Raw genomic sequence first — 18,179 nt, forward strand, 5'->3', positions numbered from 1 at the left:
AGGTTGGATTCCGTCTCATGCCTGTCTCACATCAGGCCGACTTGAGCAGACAGGTTCCGCAGGCCCTCGAAATGTTGATCTTGGCCACCTCAGGCGGCCGGCTTGCAGCGTCCATCAGCTGCTGAACTTCTTCGCTGGCACCGTAGCGCCTCACCACCCCGACGAACTCTTCGACGTCGTGGCCACGCAGGTAGAGCTTGGGCATTCCGTCCTGCCTGAACTTGGGAGCGCCGAACTCATCGGTCGCCTGGGCGATGTGGTACAGCTCGTGTTCGACCAGGGCGCAAAACTCAGCATCGGTGCACTGGGAGCAGTAGTCGGCGGCCAGAGTTATGAGGTAGTCCGGCTCCTCGCCGAACCATTGCCGCATCTGCTGTTCTTGCCGAGCCTTCTGCCATCCGCCAGCACGGAACATCAGTTGCTCAGCCTGGCCGAGAACTACCCGCCCCTGTTTGGCGAAACCAGTGGATGCCCAGAGCACGCCGATGTTGGCGTCGATAAGGTGCGCATGGTCTTCGTTGTGAATCCTGCCTGCGGTGGCCAGGATCTCTTGGCCTATCCAGCCCCATATCTCGGGAGCCGGGCGTAGGGTGAGCCATAGTGATTCGAGTAGATCGGCCGGCGGCATTGGCCTGAACATTTATATGCCTCTGCGCTTGAAATAGTGTCTGTGTGCCATCATGTATAGATAGCCGGCCAAGGAGGGCTCAAGCGTTACGCCGCTCGTTGGTCTGCACCCCAACCAACCAATGAGTAATAAAAATGGCTATCAAGTGTAATGACCCGAATTTTCTCATCAGCGTCGTCAGGCAGAAGCACCCGGACGTTAAAGAGAGCCATCCAACCGCCACCCAGCATCAGTTCAAGTTCGTATGCGGCTTGATCATGAATATTTTTGTCACGACAGGGACCGTGAACTTCCAAGGCAACAGCCATGAAAGCCGCACTGCTTTCGACATCGTGGCAGTCATCGACATGATTAACCGACCCCCTGCCGCTGTCTGATCAAGGTATGCCGCAATAGACTGCGGCACACCAACACCATCAAATGACTCGACGGTATAAGCCCGGGGCATACAACCATTACCTCGGAGTCTGGTCATTTGGTGGTGACTGGCACCCCGCGCCGCGAAATGAATCCACTCGATTTCAAGGCGCGGATCACTCAGCCGGCTTGCACATGTCGCACGCCAGGCGCCGGCAGATCCAGCGCTTGACCCGCGGCCAGTAGGTGACCACAAACATGTGGCGCACCCCAGCGAGGGCCAAGGCAACGTGCATCGTTACGCCTGCAGTGTTTGGCGTGAAGAACATCCGATCCGAGCGGGCCAGGATGGCGTAGCCGCTCAGCGCGATGATCGAGTACAGGATCTTGCCGATCACCCCGTCTCGCACCTTCCCACTCAGGACTGCCCAGGACGCCCACAGCGCGATGATGCCGGCGGCGATCGCGTTGATGTATTCGAGAATCATGGGGTAGGCCCTCCGAACTTGGACCTGATGACAGACCACAGATCGGCGGCTTTGATCGCTCGGGTAACGGCGGCGATGAGCGAGCCTCCGAAGGTGCCGAGCAGGAACCCTACCCCGGCCACGCTACGAGGCTCGGTGATGCCGAAGTACCCGCTCACCATGCCGGTGAGGTAGTGGGCGCAGGCCATGCCGGTGAGCAAGAACAGAATCCAGGCCTTCCGGTCCGTCAGATCGTCCTTATGCCACCGGGTGGCAACCAAGGCCCCCAGTAGGCCCGCAATAGCCCAGTCGAGCTTATCGAGCAGGCGGTGAAAAAGCTCCATGCGCTCGACTCCGTAGGGGCATGTAGAATCCCTTCGCCAACTCTGAGGACAAGGGCATGAAAAAGTATATGGTGGCTGTATCGCTCGCAGCGCTGGGCCTGGCTTCGAGCTCGCAAGCAAGCGACTTCACAAGCGTAGAAATTTGCAAGGCTGCGATTTCCGTGGAAATGAGCCGACCCACCAAAGCCATGAAGACCAGATCGCAGGGCGCGGTACCCGAGATCTATTACAAGCGTCCTGACGGAGACTCGTTCAGATACCGATGCCAGGTGAGCGCCGACAGTGTCGTTTGGTCAACGTTCTTGAACGACACCCGGACCTGGGGGCGCTGGCGGAACCGTTATTCAGAAGGCGACGCCACAACCACCTACTCGGTGTCGGGTGGCGAACTAACGATCCGAAATGACCAGTCGGGCGACCAAACCTTCAGAAAATCAGATTTCTGAATCCGCGGAAGCGGTTCCGGTCAGAAGAAGATGCCAGGTGCAGGCCCTCATCAGGGCTTTTTCGGACAATAAAAAACCCGGCTTTTGAAGCCGGGTTTCGTATTGAGGCAGCCGGACAAGTGGCTTGGTGCTCTTCTGGGCCCCTGAGAACTCTCAGTCGGCCCCAATGGTTACTGCGGGCAGGTTGTTGACGTAGTAGGCTGTAGAAGCATTTGCTGCGAGATTGACACTTGCTTTAGTAATAGCCTCACACATACGTTTTTCCCCTTCTTGTCCAAGTTGTTGTACTGCTTTAGGTGAATCAGTGAGTGCTTGTAGGAACCAGATAACGAACAGAACCAAAAGACCCACTACCATCAACAACCACCCGGGTGTGACATAACCGCATGCCAGTGCTCGGTCACCATTCCTCACACACGCAGGAATGACAGGATGAACAAATGATGTTGCATCGTTGCACGGGTGTCAAGCGGCATCTGCCATCAAAATGCCTTCGTCCTCCAGAATCTTGCCAGTTGCGGCCAGGGCCTCTGCAACCATCTCATCCAACACCTTCTCGATCGCCTTCTTCCAGCGCCAGTAAGTGGTCCTATTGAGTCCCTGATTGTCCCAGGTGTTGATGTCGTAGAACTCGGCCGGCAGGACGATCATGTCGGTGGAGCGCTTCACGTACTGTTCCCGGCGCGCCTGGCCAGCATCCTCGGGCATCACCCCATTCGCCAAGTGCTGGATCAGGCCAGCGTGCAGCGAATCGAACTCTGCACGCTCGCGGGCGGCCCGACTGGCCACCTCATGCCCCGACTGCGCCTGCACGCCTTTCACCGGCGGAATGGCCCAGGCGGTGACCGCCTTGTACCGGAACAGGTTCGGCGCCTGGGTAGCGATCAGCGGCACCAGCTTGCCGATCGCATCCACCTTCTTGGCCTTGTGGGTCGAGAACCTGGCCGTCAGTGCATTCCAGTGCCGCGGGATCAGCTTGCTGTGCAGGCGGGCGTGCACCCAGCAATCCACCAGCATCGCCGCATCCTTGCCGGCGATCTCCCCCTTCAGCTTCGAGGCCTGGACCTTCGGCTCGAAGTCGCCGCCACATACGCCACTCATGGTCTCTGCCGCAAGGGCACGCACTACCGCCGCCAAAACGCTCTGGTACTTCATGGCTTACCCCCTGCTCGCTTGTCCTTTTTCGTGATGAAGTCTTCGGAGCTGCGCTTGCGCCGTACCGCACCGGCCCAGGACAGCGCACCGCCCGACACCACGATCAGCACCGCCAAAATCAGAAATGCCCATGCTGGTGTCATGCTGCTGCCCTCCGTAGGTCTTTGAGTTTTTGCCTGTACAGGGCCTTGATGGCCTGCAGGTCTTCGATCGTGTAGCGCCGGACTGATTGGTCCCTTTCCAGGGCCTCTACAGCTTCCAGGCCGATGCGTTTGATGAGCCCGATGCGGTACTCCGCCACGTTGCCCGACAGGTACCGGTTGTCGTGCTTCGACTGGGCGTGGCAGTTGTTTTCATCGAAGCGGAGGTGTGGCGCCGCCCCTATGCTGCGATAGTGCCCGGCATCTACGGCGTTACCGTTCCAGTCGAGCGGGCGGTCACTGGAGATGCATGGATACCCGGCGAGGCGGTCCCGTTCGCGGATGTATGCGTTGAAACTGGCTTGAGCCTCCCGCAGGTGGTCACCCTTGGTCTTCAGCTTCTCCCGGCGCTCCTGCAGGTCCTGGCGGGCCTGCTTGGTGATGGCCTTGGCCGCGATCTTCTGCAGCTTCGGATCTTTGGCCATGGCCTTGGCGCAGGCAATGCTGCACACCTTCTGCGTGGTCATGGCCGGCTTGAAGTGCTTGCCGCAACCTGGGGCCTTGCACTTCTTCGGTTTGATTTCCTTGGCCAGTGTCATGCCGCCTCCTCGCTCAGCAGGTCACTGAACACCACGCCCTGCGGCGCGAACTCGGCCACGATGCGGTCGGTGTACTGGCAGCCCTGGGCCCGGTCGAACAGCCGGGTGACCGGGAAGCCATCCGGCCCGAACATCGCGCACGGTCCCATCAGGCGAAGCTTCACCTCATACGGCAGGTGGATGAATGACTCGGCCCAGCCGGTGCGGAACTCTTCGCAGCCGGCGCGCATGATCGGCACGCCGAAGTGCAGCTTGCAGTAACGGCGGACGTCCTCGATGTCACCCATCTCAGTGCTCTTGGCGATGCGGTCGTACATCGCAAACCACAATGCGTTCTGGTCCAGGGTGCGGTCCTTGCCCGGGCGCATGCTGACCACGACGAACTTCTTCTCGCGGAACATACGGGTGAGCATGGTTACGGCCTCGGAGAGCTTGGCCTGGCTGTTGACGCTGATCTTCTCCGTCATGCCGCCACCTCCTGCAGCTGCTTCTCCGCGGCGCGCACCCGAGCGGTGAGTTGGCTGATCTCGTCGAGCAGGCCAAGGGCGACCTCCTCAACCGTCGTCTCACCAAGGAACTTGTCCAGCGCATCGGTGTGTCGCTCAAAGGCATCACTACCCGACCGCCAGGACGCCACAACGGACCAAAGCAAGGGCTGGAGTTTTTTCTTGTCGACGGTCATACGCCCTCCCCGGCCGGCTGCCCGGCGCGTTTGATGTTCAACTGAGCAATGGCGACGCGTGTCTGCCGCTTGCGCAGATAGGTTTCGATGCGGCGGCGCTGGTCTTCCTTGGCGCACTCGCGGTCTTTCTTGGCCTTGGCCGCTTTGAGGATGCAGCGCACCTCGGCGAGCTTTTCACGTGTCTTGGCGCTGGCCTGCGGCTGCACCTCCCCAGTCAGCAGGCCGGCAATGGCCTGGCCGTCATCCGTGATTGGCGCTATGCGTAGGTCGGCCAGGTACTTGGCCCCGGTTTCCTGGGTGATGAGCTGCGCGCGGACGGCGGATTCGATAGCCATCACTCGGCGCCCAGCGTCATATCCCAGCGACACCTCCCACTTGGCCGGCTGGTCCTCGGCGCGAGCGAAGCTGACCAGGCGCTCGTAGGCGCTCATGAACGCCATCCGTGCGCCGACCTTGTCGCCGGCTTCAAGGATTGGCTCGGAGGCGATCATGGCCTGGCGGATTTCAGTGGTGAGCACAACGGTTTCATGCTCGTCACTGGCAGCCAGAGCAATTGACCACGCCTCATCCTTCCCTGGACGCGTGTCGGCCGCGTGGATGTGCTTGAGGACCATGCCGAGCGAAAGGCGCCCGGCAGGCTCTCTACGGCATGCGCGCAGTGCACCAATGATCACGTCCGGCTCGTAGGCCGAAAGGTCCTCAGCGATCAGCTCAGCGCCTCCAGCGCTGATTGCCTGCCCCATTGCCTCGGCAGTAGCGCAGATAGCTACGGCCAGTTCGGCTTGTTCGTCAGAGGAAAGCATTGCGCTTACCTCGCTGACGGTTGCGGATAGCATCAGCCGCTTCCTGGGCCGCGTTGATATTGGCCTGGGTCTGCTCCTGCTGGCGGGCGATCGTGGCGTTCATCTGGCGGTTGGTCACCCACTGGGTGTGGTAGGCCTCGGCCTTAGCCAGCAGGTCGCCCAGGTTGTGGCAGCCGTTAATCAAGCGTGCGTCGTTAATCGTCAGGAAGTACGCGGCCACATGGTGGGCAACGTCAATGCCGAGCCGGCTGATCAGTTGCCCAACCTGCCCGCCTGCCTTGGCGTTCCATACCGGCCATGCGTGGTAGCGCTTGCGGTAGGCCATGGCATAGTTCGCCCAGGCCTTGAACGTTTTGCAGGACTGGTCCTTCGGCCCTGGCATATCTGCAGGGATTTCGCAGCGCGGCTGCTGAGCCGTAAACGGAACCACGATACCCTCCGCGACCACGGCTTCAGCCTGGGTCGCAACTGGTTCAGTGACTGGTTCCTTTACTGATTCAAAAGAGTGACTGGTTCTGGGTGCAGCTCCTGCACTACCCCCTAGTGAATCTGCTGCACTAGGGGGTGAACTTGCTGCACTACCCTGGTGAATCTCCTGCACTACCCCTAGTGAATCTGCTGCACCACTCAACGTCAGGTAGTAGACGTTCGAGGAGTTACCCTTAGGGCCACCCTTGCGGATCTCTTTGCGCAATAGGCCGGCACCGCACAGGGTGCTGATGTGGTTCATGACCGAGCGCTTGCTGATCTCGCACTGATCGGCGATGTGCTGATACGACGGCCAGCATTCTCCCTGGTCGCTCGCGTTGTCGGCCAGCTTGATGAGCACCAGCTTGCGCAGCGGATTGCCCACCTTGGTCTTCATGGCCTTGACCATCAGTTCCATGCTCACTGGGCACGCTCCTCGGCCATGCCGTTGTAGCGCTCGTAGCCCTCGCCGTACTCGTAGCAGTAGGTCGCCGGCCACGAACCTCGAGTACTCTGCGGCACGAAGTGGTAGAAGCTGACGTAGCTACCCCGGCCAGGAAGAGTTTTGACCCATACGTGCTCAGGGCCGCCCAAGCACCAGCGCGGCCGCTCCTTCACCGCCTCGGCCATGAAAAGTCCCAGGTCGTGGTGGCCACGACTCATGACGATGTAAGTGTCCTCACCTACCGATTCGATACTCAGCGGGTAGGTCTTCATGCTGCACCCCGCACGGCCTTGTCGTGGGTGTGCAGGCCGTTCCAGTTCTTCTTCATGGGCAGCTCGCCGGCCAGGTACAGCTCGTACAGGCGCACGGCGCCCTTGCGCAGCAGGATGGGCGTGTAGGTGATGAACGCCTCTTTCCCGTGCGGGGTGATCTCCTGCTGGTGTTCGGTCATGTACTTGTCGCGGGCATAGGCGGCGACGCGGTATCGGGTACCGGACTTGCTCTCGTTGAAGAGCCAGTTGCGGCGCTCAAGGAAATGGCCGACCTGCATCACGTTGACCCCATTGAGGCCCTTGCAGAACTGGACGTGGCTCATGCCTTCCTTGAACAGGTTCTCCAGGTGGTCGATCTTCTTGGCCTGGGCCTCGACCTGGACGGTGAGCAGGACGCGGGCTTTCTCCGACTCCAGGGCCATCTGGAGGATTTCCAGCTTGCTGAGGTCGGCGGGGGCGGCAGGCGCATTCTGGGCTTCGAGCTCTCGCCAGCGCTTGATGACGGCCATGCGCATAGCGGCGCTGTAGCCTGTGAGCAGGCAGTCGGTGTGCTCGCGGTCCAGACAGTATTCGCGCCGAGCCCGGTTTTGTGAGTCGAAATAGATCTGTCCAAAATTGGACGCATCTTCTTTCAGGTCGCCGAGCATCTTCTCGATGTCACGCTTGACATGCTGATGCTGCTTACCAGTCAGTTCGGCGATTTCACGCGACGACATCGTGCGCGCCACAAAATCGTGGTTCGCATTTTGTGGAGCGGCCCTGGAGAGGGCCTGTACATGAGGGAAGGAGGTATGCATAATCGTCCTCGAAGCAGTATTAGAAGAAACCGCCCCGCCAGGCGGTTTTTTTGTGCCCGGGGTTCGTACTTTGATAGTGCGAAGCCCATGGGCACCGATCCGCGCATGCGCGGAAAAATGACGCCATTCCGGTTGCGCTGCCTGTAGCCAGGCCTACCCTTTTCAGGGCCTTTTAAGGCCGAGGCAGATGCCGGAGTTTCCCGGCGCCTTTAGGCCTCGTTTTCTCGAGGAGGCTTTCCCGTACTAACTGGACGGCGTACTGCTCGGGGGTCACCCCGGCTTTGCTCGCCATCTCTTCAAGCTTTCGGTGGAAGCGCTCCTCGAGGCAGTGACAAATCAACGTTTCGGCCATGAGTCCCCCTTGCGGGCCTTCAGGCCGTGTGCGCAGTCTCGTTATCATCCTGAGCAATCAGCAGAGCGAGCTTCTCCTCTACACACATGCGCACGAACACCGCTGGTTGAAGGCGATGCAGCTTTGCAACCGCCCTGACAGCCTCGTAGGTGTCCTCGTCGTAACGAGACTTAATCTCCCGGTCTTTCAGATGGCGGCTATCGTCGTAGCTCATTGAGTGGTGGCTCCTTGCATGGGAAAGTGGTTAAGCGGCGGAAAGCGCGTGGTTCGAATTGCTGTCGATCTGGTTCCACGGAAACGAAGGACACAGGTCGGCACGATTCACGGCGCCATTCGTAAGCACCTCAATCTGGAGTGCGCGCTTGGCTGGGACCGTGCGCTCTCCTGAACACCATTGGTTGACGGTCGGCGCCGCCACATTCAGCCGGCGCGCCAATTCCGCCTGGCTGCCCAGCACGCGGGATGCTTCCTTGGCTGCTTCTGCTGATTTCATGAGTTCTCTCCTGGAGATTTATCGATGAATATAAGGCATTACCTTATCGCGCACAAGTCATTGCCTAATCAGCAACGTGATAGGCCTAATTAGGCAATGCTTACCGGACCAGAATTAGGCGCAGCCATTGAGGCAGCGCGGATCGCCAAGGGCGTATCGAAGAAACAACTCGCAGACGACTTCCAGGTGAAGCCTCCGTCGGTACAGGGCTGGGTGAAAAACGGCCGGATCGACAAGTCGAAGCTGATGGATGTCATCGCCTACTTCGCTGACGTTGTAGGCCCTGAACATTGGGGACTGCGCCCAGGCTTTACCTACGAGAGCCTGCCGGACGTCGCCTCGGTAGTGGTTGAAGAACAGGCACCAACCTCGGCCGCGGACATGGTTCGCAACATGCTCGCCAAGCAGGGAAAGAACCTTCCGGAAAGTGCTCGTGCGCAGCTGATGGCAGCTGCTGAAGCTTCCGACCAGGGCAACGTAATCACCGTCGACTTCTCACGCCCTGGGCTCGTTGGGGATGAGGTTCGGATTGCCCACTACGACGTGCGTGCGGCCATGGGCAACGGCCAGGCCACGCACGACTACCCGGAAATGCTCAAGGACATCCGCGTCAGCCCGAGCCATCTCCGCGAGCTGGGTGTTGAGTTCGAAGAGCACTTCCACTTGAAGGTTGTCACCGGCTGGGGCCAGTCGATGGAGCCCACCATCAAGCACCGCGACCCGCTGATCGTGAACATCAACGTTCGCGAATTCGTGGGCGACGGGATTTACCTCTTCGTCTGGGATGACCTGCTCTACATCAAGCGCCTGCAGGTGGCTGATGAGGAGCACTACGAGATGATTTCGGACAACCCGCGGCACAAGGATCGGATGATCCGTCGTGACATGACCTACATCCAGGCCAGGGTACTGCTGGTCTGGAATGCTCACCTGGTTTGATTTGGGAACTGGCACTAAATCATTGGCAAGGTGGTCTGGCGTGCCGGTGATTCATGACCTGCCAATTCCTATCTGACGATCTATGCCCAAGGAGTGACGATGGAAGACGAAAAAGACAGGGCAACAAGTTCTGACGAGCTAATTTCGTTCCTGAACGAAGTTACAGTCGAGGGTAGCTGCCCCAGCTGCAAACATGACCAATTCAAGGTTTGCGCATCTGATTCGCATGGCGCTTGGCGATTCGAAGTGGACGTGATGAATCGTGAGCTTGCTATGCCTATGTACATGATGTTTTGCGAAAAATGTGGGTATTTGAGAGCTCACAACGCAATCGTGGTGGATGAGTGGGTGGCAACTCAGCGGGCAAAAACGGACACTGGAACCAGCTCGCAACCTGAGGGCTGCGATGAGTAAATTCTCAAGCATGGAGGGGGATATCAAGCGGCGCTTTGAAGCGCACACCCCTCAAATCCGATATACAGTGGGGAATGACGAGATTTATGAGGGTCGTCAAAACGCTGGTGACAGTCGGGAGAGGAAGGCAGATACTGCTCGCATGACAGACATCACCCCAGAAGAGCTTCGCAACACCCTAACCGCCCTTGAAGAGCGGATGGATAGGCGTATCAGTCAGATGATTGATACAAATGCACGCGAGCAGGCCGCCTATCGCCGCGAGCAAGAGGCCCGGGATAAGCTGTACTCTGAGCGCTTTGAAGCGATGCATAAGCGCATCGAAGACCGTGACACTGTCATCGATGCAAAGCTAGATGCTATGAGCTCTTCTGTTCTCCGAATGAGCGAAAAAGTTGACGGATTCGAAAAGCAGCTCGATGGCAAATTGGCTGAAGTTAAAAGCTCCAACCGGAACGCTGCTTGGGCGATGCTTGCTATAGCTGCTGCCACGGTAGTCGGCATTTGGGGCGTGAACTCGACGATTATTGGCAGCGTTACTGGCTTCTTCGATGCAGGTAAGGCTTCAGTCGAAACCCAACAAGGAATCGAAAAGCTAGTCCAGGCCTCGAAGCTGCAAAGCGAGGAGACCTTCAAGCTTCTTCAGAAAATACAAGTCCAGCAGCAGTCGGCAGTGAAAGATCCCGCTCAAAAAGCTGCACCTGCAAAGTGAATAGAAGCCCGCTTCGGTGGGCTTTTTCATGCCTTCACGCTTTTTTCATGCCCTACTCTGCACAGTGAAGGCTCATCCGCTTCCCTACGTTAGCCCGCATAGCAGTGCGGGCTTTTCTTTGCCTGCGTGATGGCGGATGGCCAGAGTGTTAGGATATGGGCCAAACCAACACAGGTCTGCTTCACGATGAAAAAAGTATGGATACCTTTGGTACTGACTCTTGCCCTGTCCGCATGTGCCATTCCTCAGCAGCAAGCCGTGCCACGGGTCCCATTTCCTGTAGCCGAGTACGATGCGCTTCCCAAAACCGGAACCGGCTCACTGACCGGCCAGGTCTTCATGCGAACTGTTGGCGGCGACGTTAAATTTGGCGCGGGAAGCGATGTCCACCTCCAGCCAGTTACCTCGTACACCCAGCAGTGGTATGACGTGAATTATCTAGGCGGCCAGCCTCTCGCCGCCCCAGATCCGCGTGCATCTCAAGGGCTGCTGACTACGCAAGCTGATGGCAGCGGTAACTTCAGCTTTTCCAACGTACCACCGGGGAAGTACTTCCTGAGCTCAACCGTCACTTGGCAAGCCCCCTCTCAATACGGCCTGCTGCCACAAGGCGGGGTGGTTGCCAAAATCGTTACAATCTCAAATGGTACCCAAGCCCGAGAAATGCTGACGAAGTAGCCTTGCATAAAGTAAAAGCCCGCTATCGAAGCGGGCTTTCGCTGTCTGCTTTATAAAGAAGCCGGATCGATACCGATCAGCCGTAGAGACTCGGCTAGCGATGGGTCGATCACAGTCTCGCCAGTGGTTGATGCGGCCTGGTTTATACCTACAGTCCGGTACTTCAGGTTTTTTCCGGCCAGCATCTGCTTCAGGATCTTCTTGGCCTTCTCGCCCCCAGTCACTGTGTATGGACTCATCAGCTGGGTCACGTTGAGCATTGCCTGATCCTGGGCCTGCTTAACGAGGGCAGCCTGCTCGGGCGGAAGATTCAGGGCATATTGAGGCGCTGAAGGCATCATGCTAATGGGCGTTTCCTGTGGCGTGATCGTCCAGGCTTCATTCTGATCAATGCGCAGTTGAACTGTCCCAACTGGGATCTTGAACCGGCCCCCGGACATGAGCCCGACGAAGATTTCATCGCCTTCCTTGCGCACCACTGGATAGAAATGGAGCGACCTGGTCACGATTGAGCCGGACGATGGAAATTCACTTGTGGTAACCATCATGGTGGTCTTGTCGGTGAACTCATCCGTGCTTCCGGTTGCTTGCCAGGTAGGGCCCGCTGCGCATCCGCTGAGTAACATGGCGACAAACGCTGCAGTAGCAATCCTTTTCATTGCAATGCTCCGTTTTGAGATGACGCATTGTAGCAGTGCGCCGTCACCATTCAGAGGGCCTTTTTCGATCAGAAAGGCGCCTCCTCCTCCGCCCTCTCCTCCTCCCAGTCCATTTCCGCGACCGGGTCGTCTCGGTCGTCCGCGCTCTGCGGCTCCCACCGAACGGTCACGCTCTCGCCGTCGTTGAACGTCAGCTCCAACTCGGGTGTCTCGGCCAGCAGGCCCATCACCTCCTCCCACTCCATGTCGCCGTCCGTGTCCAGGCGATGGATCGTCACCCAGCGCTGAGTCTGCGCGATCGGGTGATTGATCATCGACGAGACCCGCAGCCCCAAGCGTTCCAGCCCGGTCATCTCCTGGCGCGCCTGCGACGCCGACTTCTTCTGCTTGGCCATTCCTTCCTCCGTTAACTGTACATCCATCCAGTATTAGACAGAGCTTACCCGAGCCATCGAATGATGCAAGCCCGGATAGCAGATTAGGCACGCATGAAAAAGTTAGGCATTACCTATTTACAAGAATTAGGCATTGGCTTATCGTTCATCTCAAGCAGTCGCTCACGAAGGACTGCGGAGGCCCTAAAGCCTCACCGCTCTTTAGTGACACACCTTGCCGGATCGACACCGGCCGAAATTCAAAGGCAGCGATGGACAGGCCTCAACAGTCCAGAGGGGTGGCAACTGCCCCGGGCGTGCAGCGTAAAGCGCCGAGACAGTTATCCAGCGGGAAGAAATGCCGAGAGGCCCGCGGCTGGAGTAACAACCAGAAGATTGCCGCGCAACTGACGCCAGTAGCGGGTCGCGGCAGGTTTCACTCGCAGCCATTCCCACGAGTGGCTGCCGGGAAACCAACCGCCCTGGAGGGCAAGACCATGCTCCTTCAACAGCAGCAGCGTCATTACGACCGACTGCACCACGAGAAACGCTTAGCTGACCTGGCTTCCGGCCAGTTCAACCATTTCGGCAGACACGAACGCCTGATGCTGGAGACCGGCAGCAAGGAATGTCTGCGCCTGATTCGTGAGCAAGGAATGTCTACCAACAGCGTGGACGTTCGAGACACCGAGCACCTAGCGGTTCTCGATGCCTTCGAAACTACAACCAACACCTCGTCAGCCTGACGTTAACTGCCCGATGCCCTGCTCCCCATCGCAGGCTGCATCGGTGTGTGATCTGCTAAGAAAGTAGCTGCCCCAGCGCGGGGGTAGATGAAAACCGGTTACGCGGCGTTAAACCCGGCGGCTGGCTTGGACGCGACAGATCACACCCCGATGCATCCCGATCGCACTGAGCTGATCAGTGAGGCCGCCCCGCCATAAGCGGCCTGTTCTCTAGCCCTAATCCCGGCGGGTATCAGCAACGGGAAACGCTCGATGTTGGAAGCTTCGAGCACGGCGTCCGCTGGTGGAACAGCGGATCTCAATCACCAGCCTGCAGTGAGCCAAAAGCAGGCCCGATGTTCCCTATCGGGGTTCATCGGAAAGCGCATGGAATCGTCCGGATCAAATGTCGTTACCGGCCATGCGCTTCCCGATGCATCCCGCATCCCCCTCCCTTCACATACGACCGCATTGGCAGGCGCCAGGCCACCTTTCACGGTGGGTTTGGTCACCCGCGCCTGGCTCCTGGCCAATGCGGTTGCCGAGGATCACCAAAATGCACCACTGCACCGAAACCCAGGCTGTATGCCGTGGGTGCGGCCTTAAGCTGCGCGGCTCGCCGTCGTGGAAAGCAGGCCTTGCCTATCACCCCGACCCGAAAGGAGAAGTTCACCGCTGCCACTACGGCGGCTGGGTGTGCTCCCGGCGCTGTGACATCAAGGCCTGCGTCGAGCTGGAAGGAACCATGCCCGGATGTGGCGGAGTGAACAGCTTCGAGCGACTTTCGCCCTACGCCAAAGAGAGCATCAACCACCATTGGCCGGAGGCAGCATGAGCGGGTGGATCAAGTGCTCCGAGCGCATGCCTAAGCTGCCTAAGGGTGGCGGAAAGGCCTGGGTAATCGCCTACACACCAGCGCGAAAAGCGCAAAGCGCCTTCAACGGCGCCCGCTTCCTCTACTGGAATGGCATCGACTGGCGTTACGGCGATGGCTCTCGCTTCGAGCATCGCGTGACGCACTGGCAGCCACACCTCACTCCACCCACCGAGTAACCCACAACCTGGAGGCGACCATGGGCGCACTTCGAGCAGCACAGTTTGAGTACGACAACCGGATGCCGCCGGCGGTGAGCGACGATGACGCCGACCAGGTGGAGTGGATCGAATCCAACGCGCAGAAGCTGGTCCTGGGCTACCGGGTCAGCTGGGGTTACCGCGGCGAGTGTGGAGAAATCACCCAGGCCGACTTCGCTCGGGCGGTGCAGGACCACTTGAACAACCGCCAGATCGACGGCCTGGACCAGCAGGACGCCTTCGGCAAGCTGGTCATGGCTGGCATGGGTACCGGCAACAAGGGCTTCATCATGGAGTTGTGCACCTACCTGCTTGGCGGTCCGAAGGTCCTCAAGGAGATCGCTGCCGATCTGCTGCGCCCGGTAGCGGCCAAGGCCGTCGCAGCCGAGCAGGACCGCGAGCGCGAGATTCTGGAGTGCGGGTTTTGAGCCCGCACGTTCTGCTCGACGAAGAGCTTGATGCCCTTGCCCATCCATCAACCCCACTGAGCTGGTCCGTGATGATCCAGAAGCAGCTCACCGAAATGATGGCCGACCAGCGCATCACCATCGAAGAGTTCAACCACTACTGCGGGCGCCTCAACAAGATCGTTGATGGGCGCAAGGATATTGCATGAGCACGGCACCCGTTAAATCCCTGATTGACGAACAGCTCGAACAGATCGAGCGCAGCTTGGCCAATGTTGGGGCTGGCGTTTCGCATGAGCTTCCCGAGTCCATGGGAATGCCGAACGACCGCGTCCTGATGCTATTCAAGGGGCCAACCTTTGCCGCTGCGGTGCACCAGGCCGAACTGGCCAGCATCGAGAATCCGCAGGCCTGGAACTGCCGGGCCTGCATTTGCGGAGAGTGGACGGTCGGGTATGAGGTGCGGGTATGAGCGACGCAACGAGACAAGGCTTGGGAGTTTGCGTCGTCAGATCGTATGCGAACCGCGACCAAGCAGTGCATTTTGAATTGCTATCGTTTCTGCATCGGTTTGGCCGTGTTTGGGTTCGTCCAAACGACCTTCGGCTTGCTCGCTAGCACCCCGCTGACTCCAGAAGGAACGCTTTCAATTTGGCCTCCCTGCTTGATGAACAACTTGGTCTGTTCGTTCAAGCGCTCATGGGCACGCTGCGTCTCGGGGGATATGGCCTGGTGCATAAAAGCTACCTCTTAGTGGGAAGCCGCAGAAAACGGCTACGCAGTCAATATACAGGGAATTTGCAGCGCACGCGGCAATTAGAGCCAGATACTGAAAAATACCATCAGAATGAATACAAAATTCTGCAAATTCTGTTTGTACATCCGTGAGCCTAACCATCCGCCGACGCTGTAACGCTGCATTTGCAAGAAATTAATCGCCGCTTTTCTTCGCGTCTCGGCGAGGCACAAAAGCCCGCAAGAGCGCACAACCATAGCCGCCCCCAAGCTGCCTGGCCTACATCACGGGCGTGACCTGGCATTTCCCCTATTCCAACTGACAGCGCCAGCCTGGCGCGAGGTGTACCAATGTCCACTACCAACATGCGCATCTGGGAGCAGGTGCAGACCACCGATACCCGCTACACCAAGAACGCCGAGGTCGGCGGTCAGAAGATCACCAGCCTGAACGGCACTGCGATGGTAATGAAGGCAACCGAAATGTTCGGCCCGGTCGGTATCGGCTGGGGCTGGAAGGTTCTCGAAGAGCGATTTGACGACGGCCACGAGGTGTTTGCTGGTGAAGGCGACAAGCGAATCTCCCTGGGCCGGGAGATCGGCCACACCGTCAAGATCCAGCTCTGGTTCATGCAGGAAGGCCAGCGCGGCGAGGTCGAGCAGTACGGGTGCACCCGGTACCAGTACAAGACCAAGTACGGCATGACCACTGATGGCGAGGCGCCGAAAAAGTCCCTGACCGATGCCATCAAGAAAGCCCTGTCCATGCTGGGCTTCAGCGCCGACGTGTTCCTGGGCATGTTCGATGACGTGAATTACGTGCAGCAGCTGCAGGCTGAGCAGGCGATCGAACAGGCCGAAGACCGGCAGGCCGAGATTGAGCGCCAACAGGAAGAGCGCCTGAACTACATCAAGGACACGATCGCGACCATGCAGAAGGCGGTGACGCCGCATGAGCGCAAAAAGATCCACGACCACGCTGTGCGCAAGCTCATCGGTCGCAAGGACGAGAAAGGCGCCGCCCGGATCTCCCTTGAATTGAAGAACCTCGAAGCCGGCAAGCCACAGGAGGCTGCAGCATGACCCAACTCTACGCACTCACCGGCCAGATGGCCGAACTGGCCGCCATGTGTGATACCGACGATGAAGGCCTGAAACAGGCCATTCAGGACACCATGGCCGGCATCCAGGGCGAGTTCGAGGTGAAGGCCGACAACATCGTCATGCTGCGCCGGAACATCGAGGGCGACATCAGCGCGATCGACGCGGAAATCGACCGCCTCAACGAACTCAAGCGCATCAAGGCCAACAGCGTCACGGCCATCACCGACTACCTGCGCCGGAACATGGACGCGGCCAACATCAAGACGATCAAGCGCCCGCTGTTCACCATCAGCCTGGTCACCGGCAAAGAGAAGGTAATCGTGGACAACGAACAGGCGGTACCGGATGAACTGACGTCTGTGGTGACCAAGATCGCACCGGACAAGAACGCCATCGCCGCCAAGCTCAAGGCCGTGCGCGAGCACAACGAAGCCGTGCGCAAGCGCATGGCTGCCGGCGAAGACTGTGAAGACGAACTCATCCCCGAGCCAGCCTGGGCGCACCTTGAGCGCGGCGAAAGCTCGATCCGCATCAAGTGAGGCAAGCATGAACCAATCCATCGACCTGGAGGCCGCCAAAGCGGCCTTCTTCGCGTCTGGCGGCCAACTCGTCGTGCTGGAGGGCTTTACCTATCGCCCGCTGCCTCCGCACAAAGGCCCTGAAGCGCAGCCAGTGCCGGCCGCAAAGGTAGCTGCCAAGAAAGCCGCACCATCGCCCAGCAAGGAAAAAATGAAAGCCCGCGCCGACCAGGTTGCCGAGATGGCCAAAACCATGACCTGCCAGCAGGTCCACGAGGCCACAGGTATATCCAAGCAGGCCCTATTCCGAGCAGCACGCGAAGGCAACTTCGTTTTTCGGCGCCCGGAGCGGAAGAAGTCGGCCAACAGCAAGCGGGACGCCCAACGCCAGATCCAGCGGAACCAGAAGCGGATCGAGGAGCTGAAGGTGGTCCAGCGGATCTGCGCGTTGCGCGATACCGGCCTGCACCGCGCACGTGTGGCAGAGCAGCTGGGCCTCAACTACGGGACGTTGGTCAACATTATCGAGCGCAACGGCATCGACTTCCCACGGGTTCGCATCAGGAAATGAAAAGGCTCAACAACCTGGTCCGCCAGCGCCGGCGGCAAGAACAGTTTCACCTGCCGCCCAGCGGCCTCACGGAGCACAGACATGCAGAAAGCACCCTCTGGAGTCGTCACCCTGCCGGCCTGGATGAATCGACCCGTCAAGAAGCTGTACATCACCCGCAGCGGCGGCCAGTACCGGCCTGATGATGTGGCCCTGGCCTTCGCGCTGAGCCTGCGTGAGCACGACAGCGCCGACCACCTGCGCAGGCTGGCCCGGCGCCTGGTCGACAAGGTCTGCCTGGAGCACCAGCCGAACATGAAGCGCCTGGCCCGCGAGCCGGACGACGCCAAGGTGTTCGACGCCGCGCTCAAGATCATCAACCGGGTGTGCGATCTGCTGGAGTACGCACCAGGCACCCGCTTTGTGCGCAACGGAGGTGATGATGGCTCTGACGCAGCAGCAGCGTGACGAGAAGCGGCGAAAGAAGGCCGAGGCCGCGCAGGAAGAGGACCTTCGGCTGAAGGTTCGGCCAGGCACCCGCCAAGCGCTGGCCGAGATCAAGGACTGGGCCGAAGTAGAGGAAAACGGCGAGGCCATGACCCTGCTGATTCACCGCATCCATGAATTAGGGCCTGAAGCGGCCCGCCACTTCCTGAGTGCGCCGCGCCACGAAATCAAACTTTCGAGTTCTGTGGTGCGCAAGCTGGACCAGTTCAGGCTGAGCCGCGAGCTGCGCGCCCCGGGCCTGGAACTCGGCGACGACCCGGACGACACCGGCCTGATCCTGCTCGCAGAACAGGCCTGACCCTCCGGCGCTGCCCGCCAGCGCCTTTCCCTCTCAA

At 59.2% G+C, this 18,179-nt stretch carries 36 protein-coding genes; 18 read left to right on the top strand and 18 right to left on the bottom strand.

The window, feature by feature from the left end:
- Positions 1 to 31: 31 nt before the first annotated feature.
- The gene (locus HG549_RS16205; protein WP_256665925.1) at positions 32 to 640 is read right to left on the bottom strand and encodes a putative metallopeptidase; all 609 of its coding nucleotides are present in this window, start codon (positions 638 to 640) and stop codon (positions 32 to 34) included.
- Positions 641 to 762: 122 nt separating this feature from the next.
- Here HG549_RS16205 and HG549_RS16210 point away from each other — a divergent pair, with 122 nt between their 5' ends.
- The gene (locus HG549_RS16210; protein WP_170030497.1) at positions 763 to 1,005 is read left to right on the top strand and encodes a hypothetical protein; all 243 of its coding nucleotides are present in this window, start codon (positions 763 to 765) and stop codon (positions 1,003 to 1,005) included.
- A 156-nt stretch (positions 1,006 to 1,161) separates the two neighbouring features.
- Here HG549_RS16210 and HG549_RS16215 read toward each other — a convergent pair whose 3' ends face one another.
- Together HG549_RS16215 and HG549_RS16220 are read right to left on the bottom strand one after the other, a co-directional pair.
- Complete coding sequence (locus HG549_RS16215) at positions 1,162 to 1,473, bottom strand: hypothetical protein (RefSeq protein WP_170030498.1); 312 nt, start codon at positions 1,471 to 1,473, stop codon at positions 1,162 to 1,164.
- On the bottom strand, positions 1,470 to 1,796 hold the full coding sequence (locus HG549_RS16220) for an MFS transporter (protein WP_170030499.1): 327 nt from the start codon (positions 1,794 to 1,796) through the stop codon (positions 1,470 to 1,472). The genes HG549_RS16215 and HG549_RS16220 overlap by 4 nt, the downstream gene beginning before the upstream one ends.
- A gap of 56 nt (positions 1,797 to 1,852) precedes the next feature.
- Here HG549_RS16220 and HG549_RS16225 point away from each other — a divergent pair, with 56 nt between their 5' ends.
- Positions 1,853 to 2,242: a hypothetical protein gene (locus tag HG549_RS16225; protein ID WP_256665927.1), complete on the top strand. Its 390-nt coding sequence runs from the start codon at positions 1,853 to 1,855 to the stop codon at positions 2,240 to 2,242.
- A 153-nt stretch (positions 2,243 to 2,395) separates the two neighbouring features.
- Here the strand turns inward: HG549_RS16225 and HG549_RS16230 are convergent, their stop codons facing one another.
- From HG549_RS16230 to HG549_RS16285, 12 genes are all read right to left on the bottom strand, one after another.
- On the bottom strand, positions 2,396 to 2,599 hold the full coding sequence (locus HG549_RS16230) for a hypothetical protein (RefSeq protein WP_170030500.1): 204 nt from the start codon (positions 2,597 to 2,599) through the stop codon (positions 2,396 to 2,398).
- A gap of 108 nt (positions 2,600 to 2,707) precedes the next feature.
- Positions 2,708 to 3,397, bottom strand: coding sequence for a hypothetical protein (locus HG549_RS16235; RefSeq protein WP_170030501.1), 690 nt, complete (start codon positions 3,395 to 3,397; stop codon positions 2,708 to 2,710).
- Positions 3,394 to 3,540 (bottom strand): hypothetical protein, encoded by a 147-nt coding sequence (locus tag HG549_RS16240; protein ID WP_170030502.1) that lies wholly within the window; start codon positions 3,538 to 3,540, stop codon positions 3,394 to 3,396. The genes HG549_RS16235 and HG549_RS16240 overlap by 4 nt, the downstream gene beginning before the upstream one ends.
- Positions 3,537 to 4,136 (bottom strand): recombination protein NinG, encoded by a 600-nt coding sequence (locus HG549_RS16245; protein ID WP_170030503.1) that lies wholly within the window; start codon positions 4,134 to 4,136, stop codon positions 3,537 to 3,539. Before HG549_RS16245 ends, HG549_RS16240 begins: the two co-directional genes overlap by 4 nt.
- On the bottom strand, positions 4,133 to 4,603 hold the full coding sequence (locus HG549_RS16250) for a hypothetical protein (RefSeq protein ID WP_170030504.1): 471 nt from the start codon (positions 4,601 to 4,603) through the stop codon (positions 4,133 to 4,135). The genes HG549_RS16245 and HG549_RS16250 overlap by 4 nt, the downstream gene beginning before the upstream one ends.
- Positions 4,600 to 4,818 carry a hypothetical protein gene (locus tag HG549_RS16255; protein WP_170030505.1) on the bottom strand — a complete coding sequence of 73 codons (219 nt, stop codon included), beginning with the start codon at positions 4,816 to 4,818 and terminating at the stop codon, positions 4,600 to 4,602. Before HG549_RS16255 ends, HG549_RS16250 begins: the two co-directional genes overlap by 4 nt.
- The gene (locus tag HG549_RS16260; RefSeq protein WP_170030506.1) at positions 4,815 to 5,621 is read right to left on the bottom strand and encodes a hypothetical protein; all 807 of its coding nucleotides are present in this window, start codon (positions 5,619 to 5,621) and stop codon (positions 4,815 to 4,817) included. Before HG549_RS16260 ends, HG549_RS16255 begins: the two co-directional genes overlap by 4 nt.
- Positions 5,608 to 6,513, bottom strand: a complete 906-nt coding sequence (locus HG549_RS16265) for a helix-turn-helix domain-containing protein (RefSeq protein ID WP_170030507.1) — start codon at positions 6,511 to 6,513, stop codon at positions 5,608 to 5,610. The genes HG549_RS16260 and HG549_RS16265 overlap by 14 nt, the downstream gene beginning before the upstream one ends.
- Positions 6,510 to 6,752, bottom strand: coding sequence for a hypothetical protein (locus HG549_RS16270; RefSeq protein ID WP_256665928.1), 243 nt, complete (start codon positions 6,750 to 6,752; stop codon positions 6,510 to 6,512). The genes HG549_RS16265 and HG549_RS16270 overlap by 4 nt, the downstream gene beginning before the upstream one ends.
- Before the next feature lie 50 nt (positions 6,753 to 6,802).
- Positions 6,803 to 7,603, bottom strand: coding sequence for a Rha family transcriptional regulator (locus HG549_RS16275; RefSeq protein WP_170030509.1), 801 nt, complete (start codon positions 7,601 to 7,603; stop codon positions 6,803 to 6,805).
- Positions 7,604 to 7,974: 371 nt separating this feature from the next.
- The gene (locus tag HG549_RS16280) at positions 7,975 to 8,169 is read right to left on the bottom strand and encodes a hypothetical protein (protein WP_085598710.1); all 195 of its coding nucleotides are present in this window, start codon (positions 8,167 to 8,169) and stop codon (positions 7,975 to 7,977) included.
- A 30-nt stretch (positions 8,170 to 8,199) separates the two neighbouring features.
- Positions 8,200 to 8,448: a Cro/CI family transcriptional regulator gene (locus HG549_RS16285; RefSeq protein ID WP_170030510.1), complete on the bottom strand. Its 249-nt coding sequence runs from the start codon at positions 8,446 to 8,448 to the stop codon at positions 8,200 to 8,202.
- Positions 8,449 to 8,544: 96 nt separating this feature from the next.
- Between HG549_RS16285 and HG549_RS16290 the strand changes: the two genes are divergently transcribed.
- The 4 genes from HG549_RS16290 (at position 8,545) to HG549_RS16305 (ending at position 11,191) form a co-directional block, all read left to right on the top strand.
- Positions 8,545 to 9,387 (top strand): S24 family peptidase, encoded by an 843-nt coding sequence (locus HG549_RS16290; RefSeq protein WP_170030511.1) that lies wholly within the window; start codon positions 8,545 to 8,547, stop codon positions 9,385 to 9,387.
- Positions 9,388 to 9,486: 99 nt separating this feature from the next.
- On the top strand, positions 9,487 to 9,801 hold the full coding sequence (locus tag HG549_RS16295; RefSeq protein ID WP_170030512.1) for a hypothetical protein: 315 nt from the start codon (positions 9,487 to 9,489) through the stop codon (positions 9,799 to 9,801).
- Positions 9,794 to 10,513 (top strand): hypothetical protein, encoded by a 720-nt coding sequence (locus HG549_RS16300; protein ID WP_256665929.1) that lies wholly within the window; start codon positions 9,794 to 9,796, stop codon positions 10,511 to 10,513. Before HG549_RS16295 ends, HG549_RS16300 begins: the two co-directional genes overlap by 8 nt.
- A 186-nt stretch (positions 10,514 to 10,699) precedes the next feature.
- Complete coding sequence (locus HG549_RS16305; protein ID WP_170030513.1) at positions 10,700 to 11,191, top strand: hypothetical protein; 492 nt, start codon at positions 10,700 to 10,702, stop codon at positions 11,189 to 11,191.
- A 50-nt stretch (positions 11,192 to 11,241) separates the two neighbouring features.
- Here the strand turns inward: HG549_RS16305 and HG549_RS16310 are convergent, their stop codons facing one another.
- Together HG549_RS16310 and HG549_RS16315 are read right to left on the bottom strand one after the other, a co-directional pair.
- The gene (locus tag HG549_RS16310) at positions 11,242 to 11,850 is read right to left on the bottom strand and encodes a hypothetical protein (RefSeq protein WP_170030514.1); all 609 of its coding nucleotides are present in this window, start codon (positions 11,848 to 11,850) and stop codon (positions 11,242 to 11,244) included.
- Between the two features lie 68 nt (positions 11,851 to 11,918).
- A complete protein-coding gene (locus HG549_RS16315; protein WP_170030515.1) occupies positions 11,919 to 12,245 on the bottom strand; it encodes a DUF1654 domain-containing protein in 327 nt (108 codons plus the stop codon).
- 476 nt (positions 12,246 to 12,721) lie between these two features.
- On the opposite strand from HG549_RS16315, the gene HG549_RS16320 reads away from it, so the two are divergent.
- The 6 genes from HG549_RS16320 to HG549_RS16345 all read left to right on the top strand — a co-directional run bounded on the left by HG549_RS16320 (position 12,722) and on the right by HG549_RS16345 (position 14,902).
- Complete coding sequence (locus HG549_RS16320; protein ID WP_170030516.1) at positions 12,722 to 12,970, top strand: hypothetical protein; 249 nt, start codon at positions 12,722 to 12,724, stop codon at positions 12,968 to 12,970.
- A gap of 535 nt (positions 12,971 to 13,505) precedes the next feature.
- Positions 13,506 to 13,784 carry a hypothetical protein gene (locus HG549_RS16325; protein WP_170030517.1) on the top strand — a complete coding sequence of 93 codons (279 nt, stop codon included), beginning with the start codon at positions 13,506 to 13,508 and terminating at the stop codon, positions 13,782 to 13,784.
- Between the two features lie 26 nt (positions 13,785 to 13,810).
- The gene (locus HG549_RS16330; RefSeq protein WP_170030518.1) at positions 13,811 to 14,002 is read left to right on the top strand and encodes a hypothetical protein; all 192 of its coding nucleotides are present in this window, start codon (positions 13,811 to 13,813) and stop codon (positions 14,000 to 14,002) included.
- A gap of 20 nt (positions 14,003 to 14,022) precedes the next feature.
- Positions 14,023 to 14,451 (top strand): hypothetical protein, encoded by a 429-nt coding sequence (locus HG549_RS16335; RefSeq protein WP_170030519.1) that lies wholly within the window; start codon positions 14,023 to 14,025, stop codon positions 14,449 to 14,451.
- Complete coding sequence (locus HG549_RS16340; protein WP_170030520.1) at positions 14,448 to 14,639, top strand: hypothetical protein; 192 nt, start codon at positions 14,448 to 14,450, stop codon at positions 14,637 to 14,639. Before HG549_RS16335 ends, HG549_RS16340 begins: the two co-directional genes overlap by 4 nt.
- A complete protein-coding gene (locus HG549_RS16345) occupies positions 14,636 to 14,902 on the top strand; it encodes a hypothetical protein (RefSeq protein WP_170030521.1) in 267 nt (88 codons plus the stop codon). The genes HG549_RS16340 and HG549_RS16345 overlap by 4 nt, the downstream gene beginning before the upstream one ends.
- An 80-nt stretch (positions 14,903 to 14,982) precedes the next feature.
- Here HG549_RS16345 and HG549_RS26365 read toward each other — a convergent pair whose 3' ends face one another.
- On the bottom strand, positions 14,983 to 15,168 hold the full coding sequence (locus HG549_RS26365) for a hypothetical protein (RefSeq protein ID WP_372241527.1): 186 nt from the start codon (positions 15,166 to 15,168) through the stop codon (positions 14,983 to 14,985).
- On the opposite strand from HG549_RS26365, the gene HG549_RS16350 reads away from it, so the two are divergent.
- The 6 genes from HG549_RS16350 to HG549_RS16375 all read left to right on the top strand — a co-directional run bounded on the left by HG549_RS16350 (position 15,082) and on the right by HG549_RS16375 (position 18,142).
- Positions 15,082 to 15,318, top strand: coding sequence for a hypothetical protein (locus HG549_RS16350; RefSeq protein WP_170030522.1), 237 nt, complete (start codon positions 15,082 to 15,084; stop codon positions 15,316 to 15,318). The genes HG549_RS26365 and HG549_RS16350 overlap by 87 nt on opposite strands.
- 198 nt (positions 15,319 to 15,516) lie before the next feature.
- Positions 15,517 to 16,248 (top strand): hypothetical protein, encoded by a 732-nt coding sequence (locus HG549_RS16355; protein ID WP_170030523.1) that lies wholly within the window; start codon positions 15,517 to 15,519, stop codon positions 16,246 to 16,248.
- Positions 16,245 to 16,808, top strand: coding sequence for a siphovirus Gp157 family protein (locus HG549_RS16360; RefSeq protein ID WP_170030524.1), 564 nt, complete (start codon positions 16,245 to 16,247; stop codon positions 16,806 to 16,808). The genes HG549_RS16355 and HG549_RS16360 overlap by 4 nt, the downstream gene beginning before the upstream one ends.
- A 7-nt stretch (positions 16,809 to 16,815) precedes the next feature.
- Positions 16,816 to 17,358 (top strand): hypothetical protein, encoded by a 543-nt coding sequence (locus HG549_RS16365; RefSeq protein ID WP_170030525.1) that lies wholly within the window; start codon positions 16,816 to 16,818, stop codon positions 17,356 to 17,358.
- A gap of 81 nt (positions 17,359 to 17,439) precedes the next feature.
- A complete protein-coding gene (locus tag HG549_RS16370; RefSeq protein ID WP_170030526.1) occupies positions 17,440 to 17,805 on the top strand; it encodes a hypothetical protein in 366 nt (121 codons plus the stop codon).
- Positions 17,780 to 18,142 (top strand): hypothetical protein, encoded by a 363-nt coding sequence (locus HG549_RS16375; protein ID WP_170030527.1) that lies wholly within the window; start codon positions 17,780 to 17,782, stop codon positions 18,140 to 18,142. The genes HG549_RS16370 and HG549_RS16375 overlap by 26 nt, the downstream gene beginning before the upstream one ends.
- Positions 18,143 to 18,179: the final 37 nt, after the last annotated feature.

This window comes from Pseudomonas sp. SK (assembly GCF_012975065.1).
Taxonomy (GTDB): Bacteria; Pseudomonadota; Gammaproteobacteria; order Pseudomonadales; family Pseudomonadaceae; genus Aquipseudomonas; species Aquipseudomonas anuradhapurensis.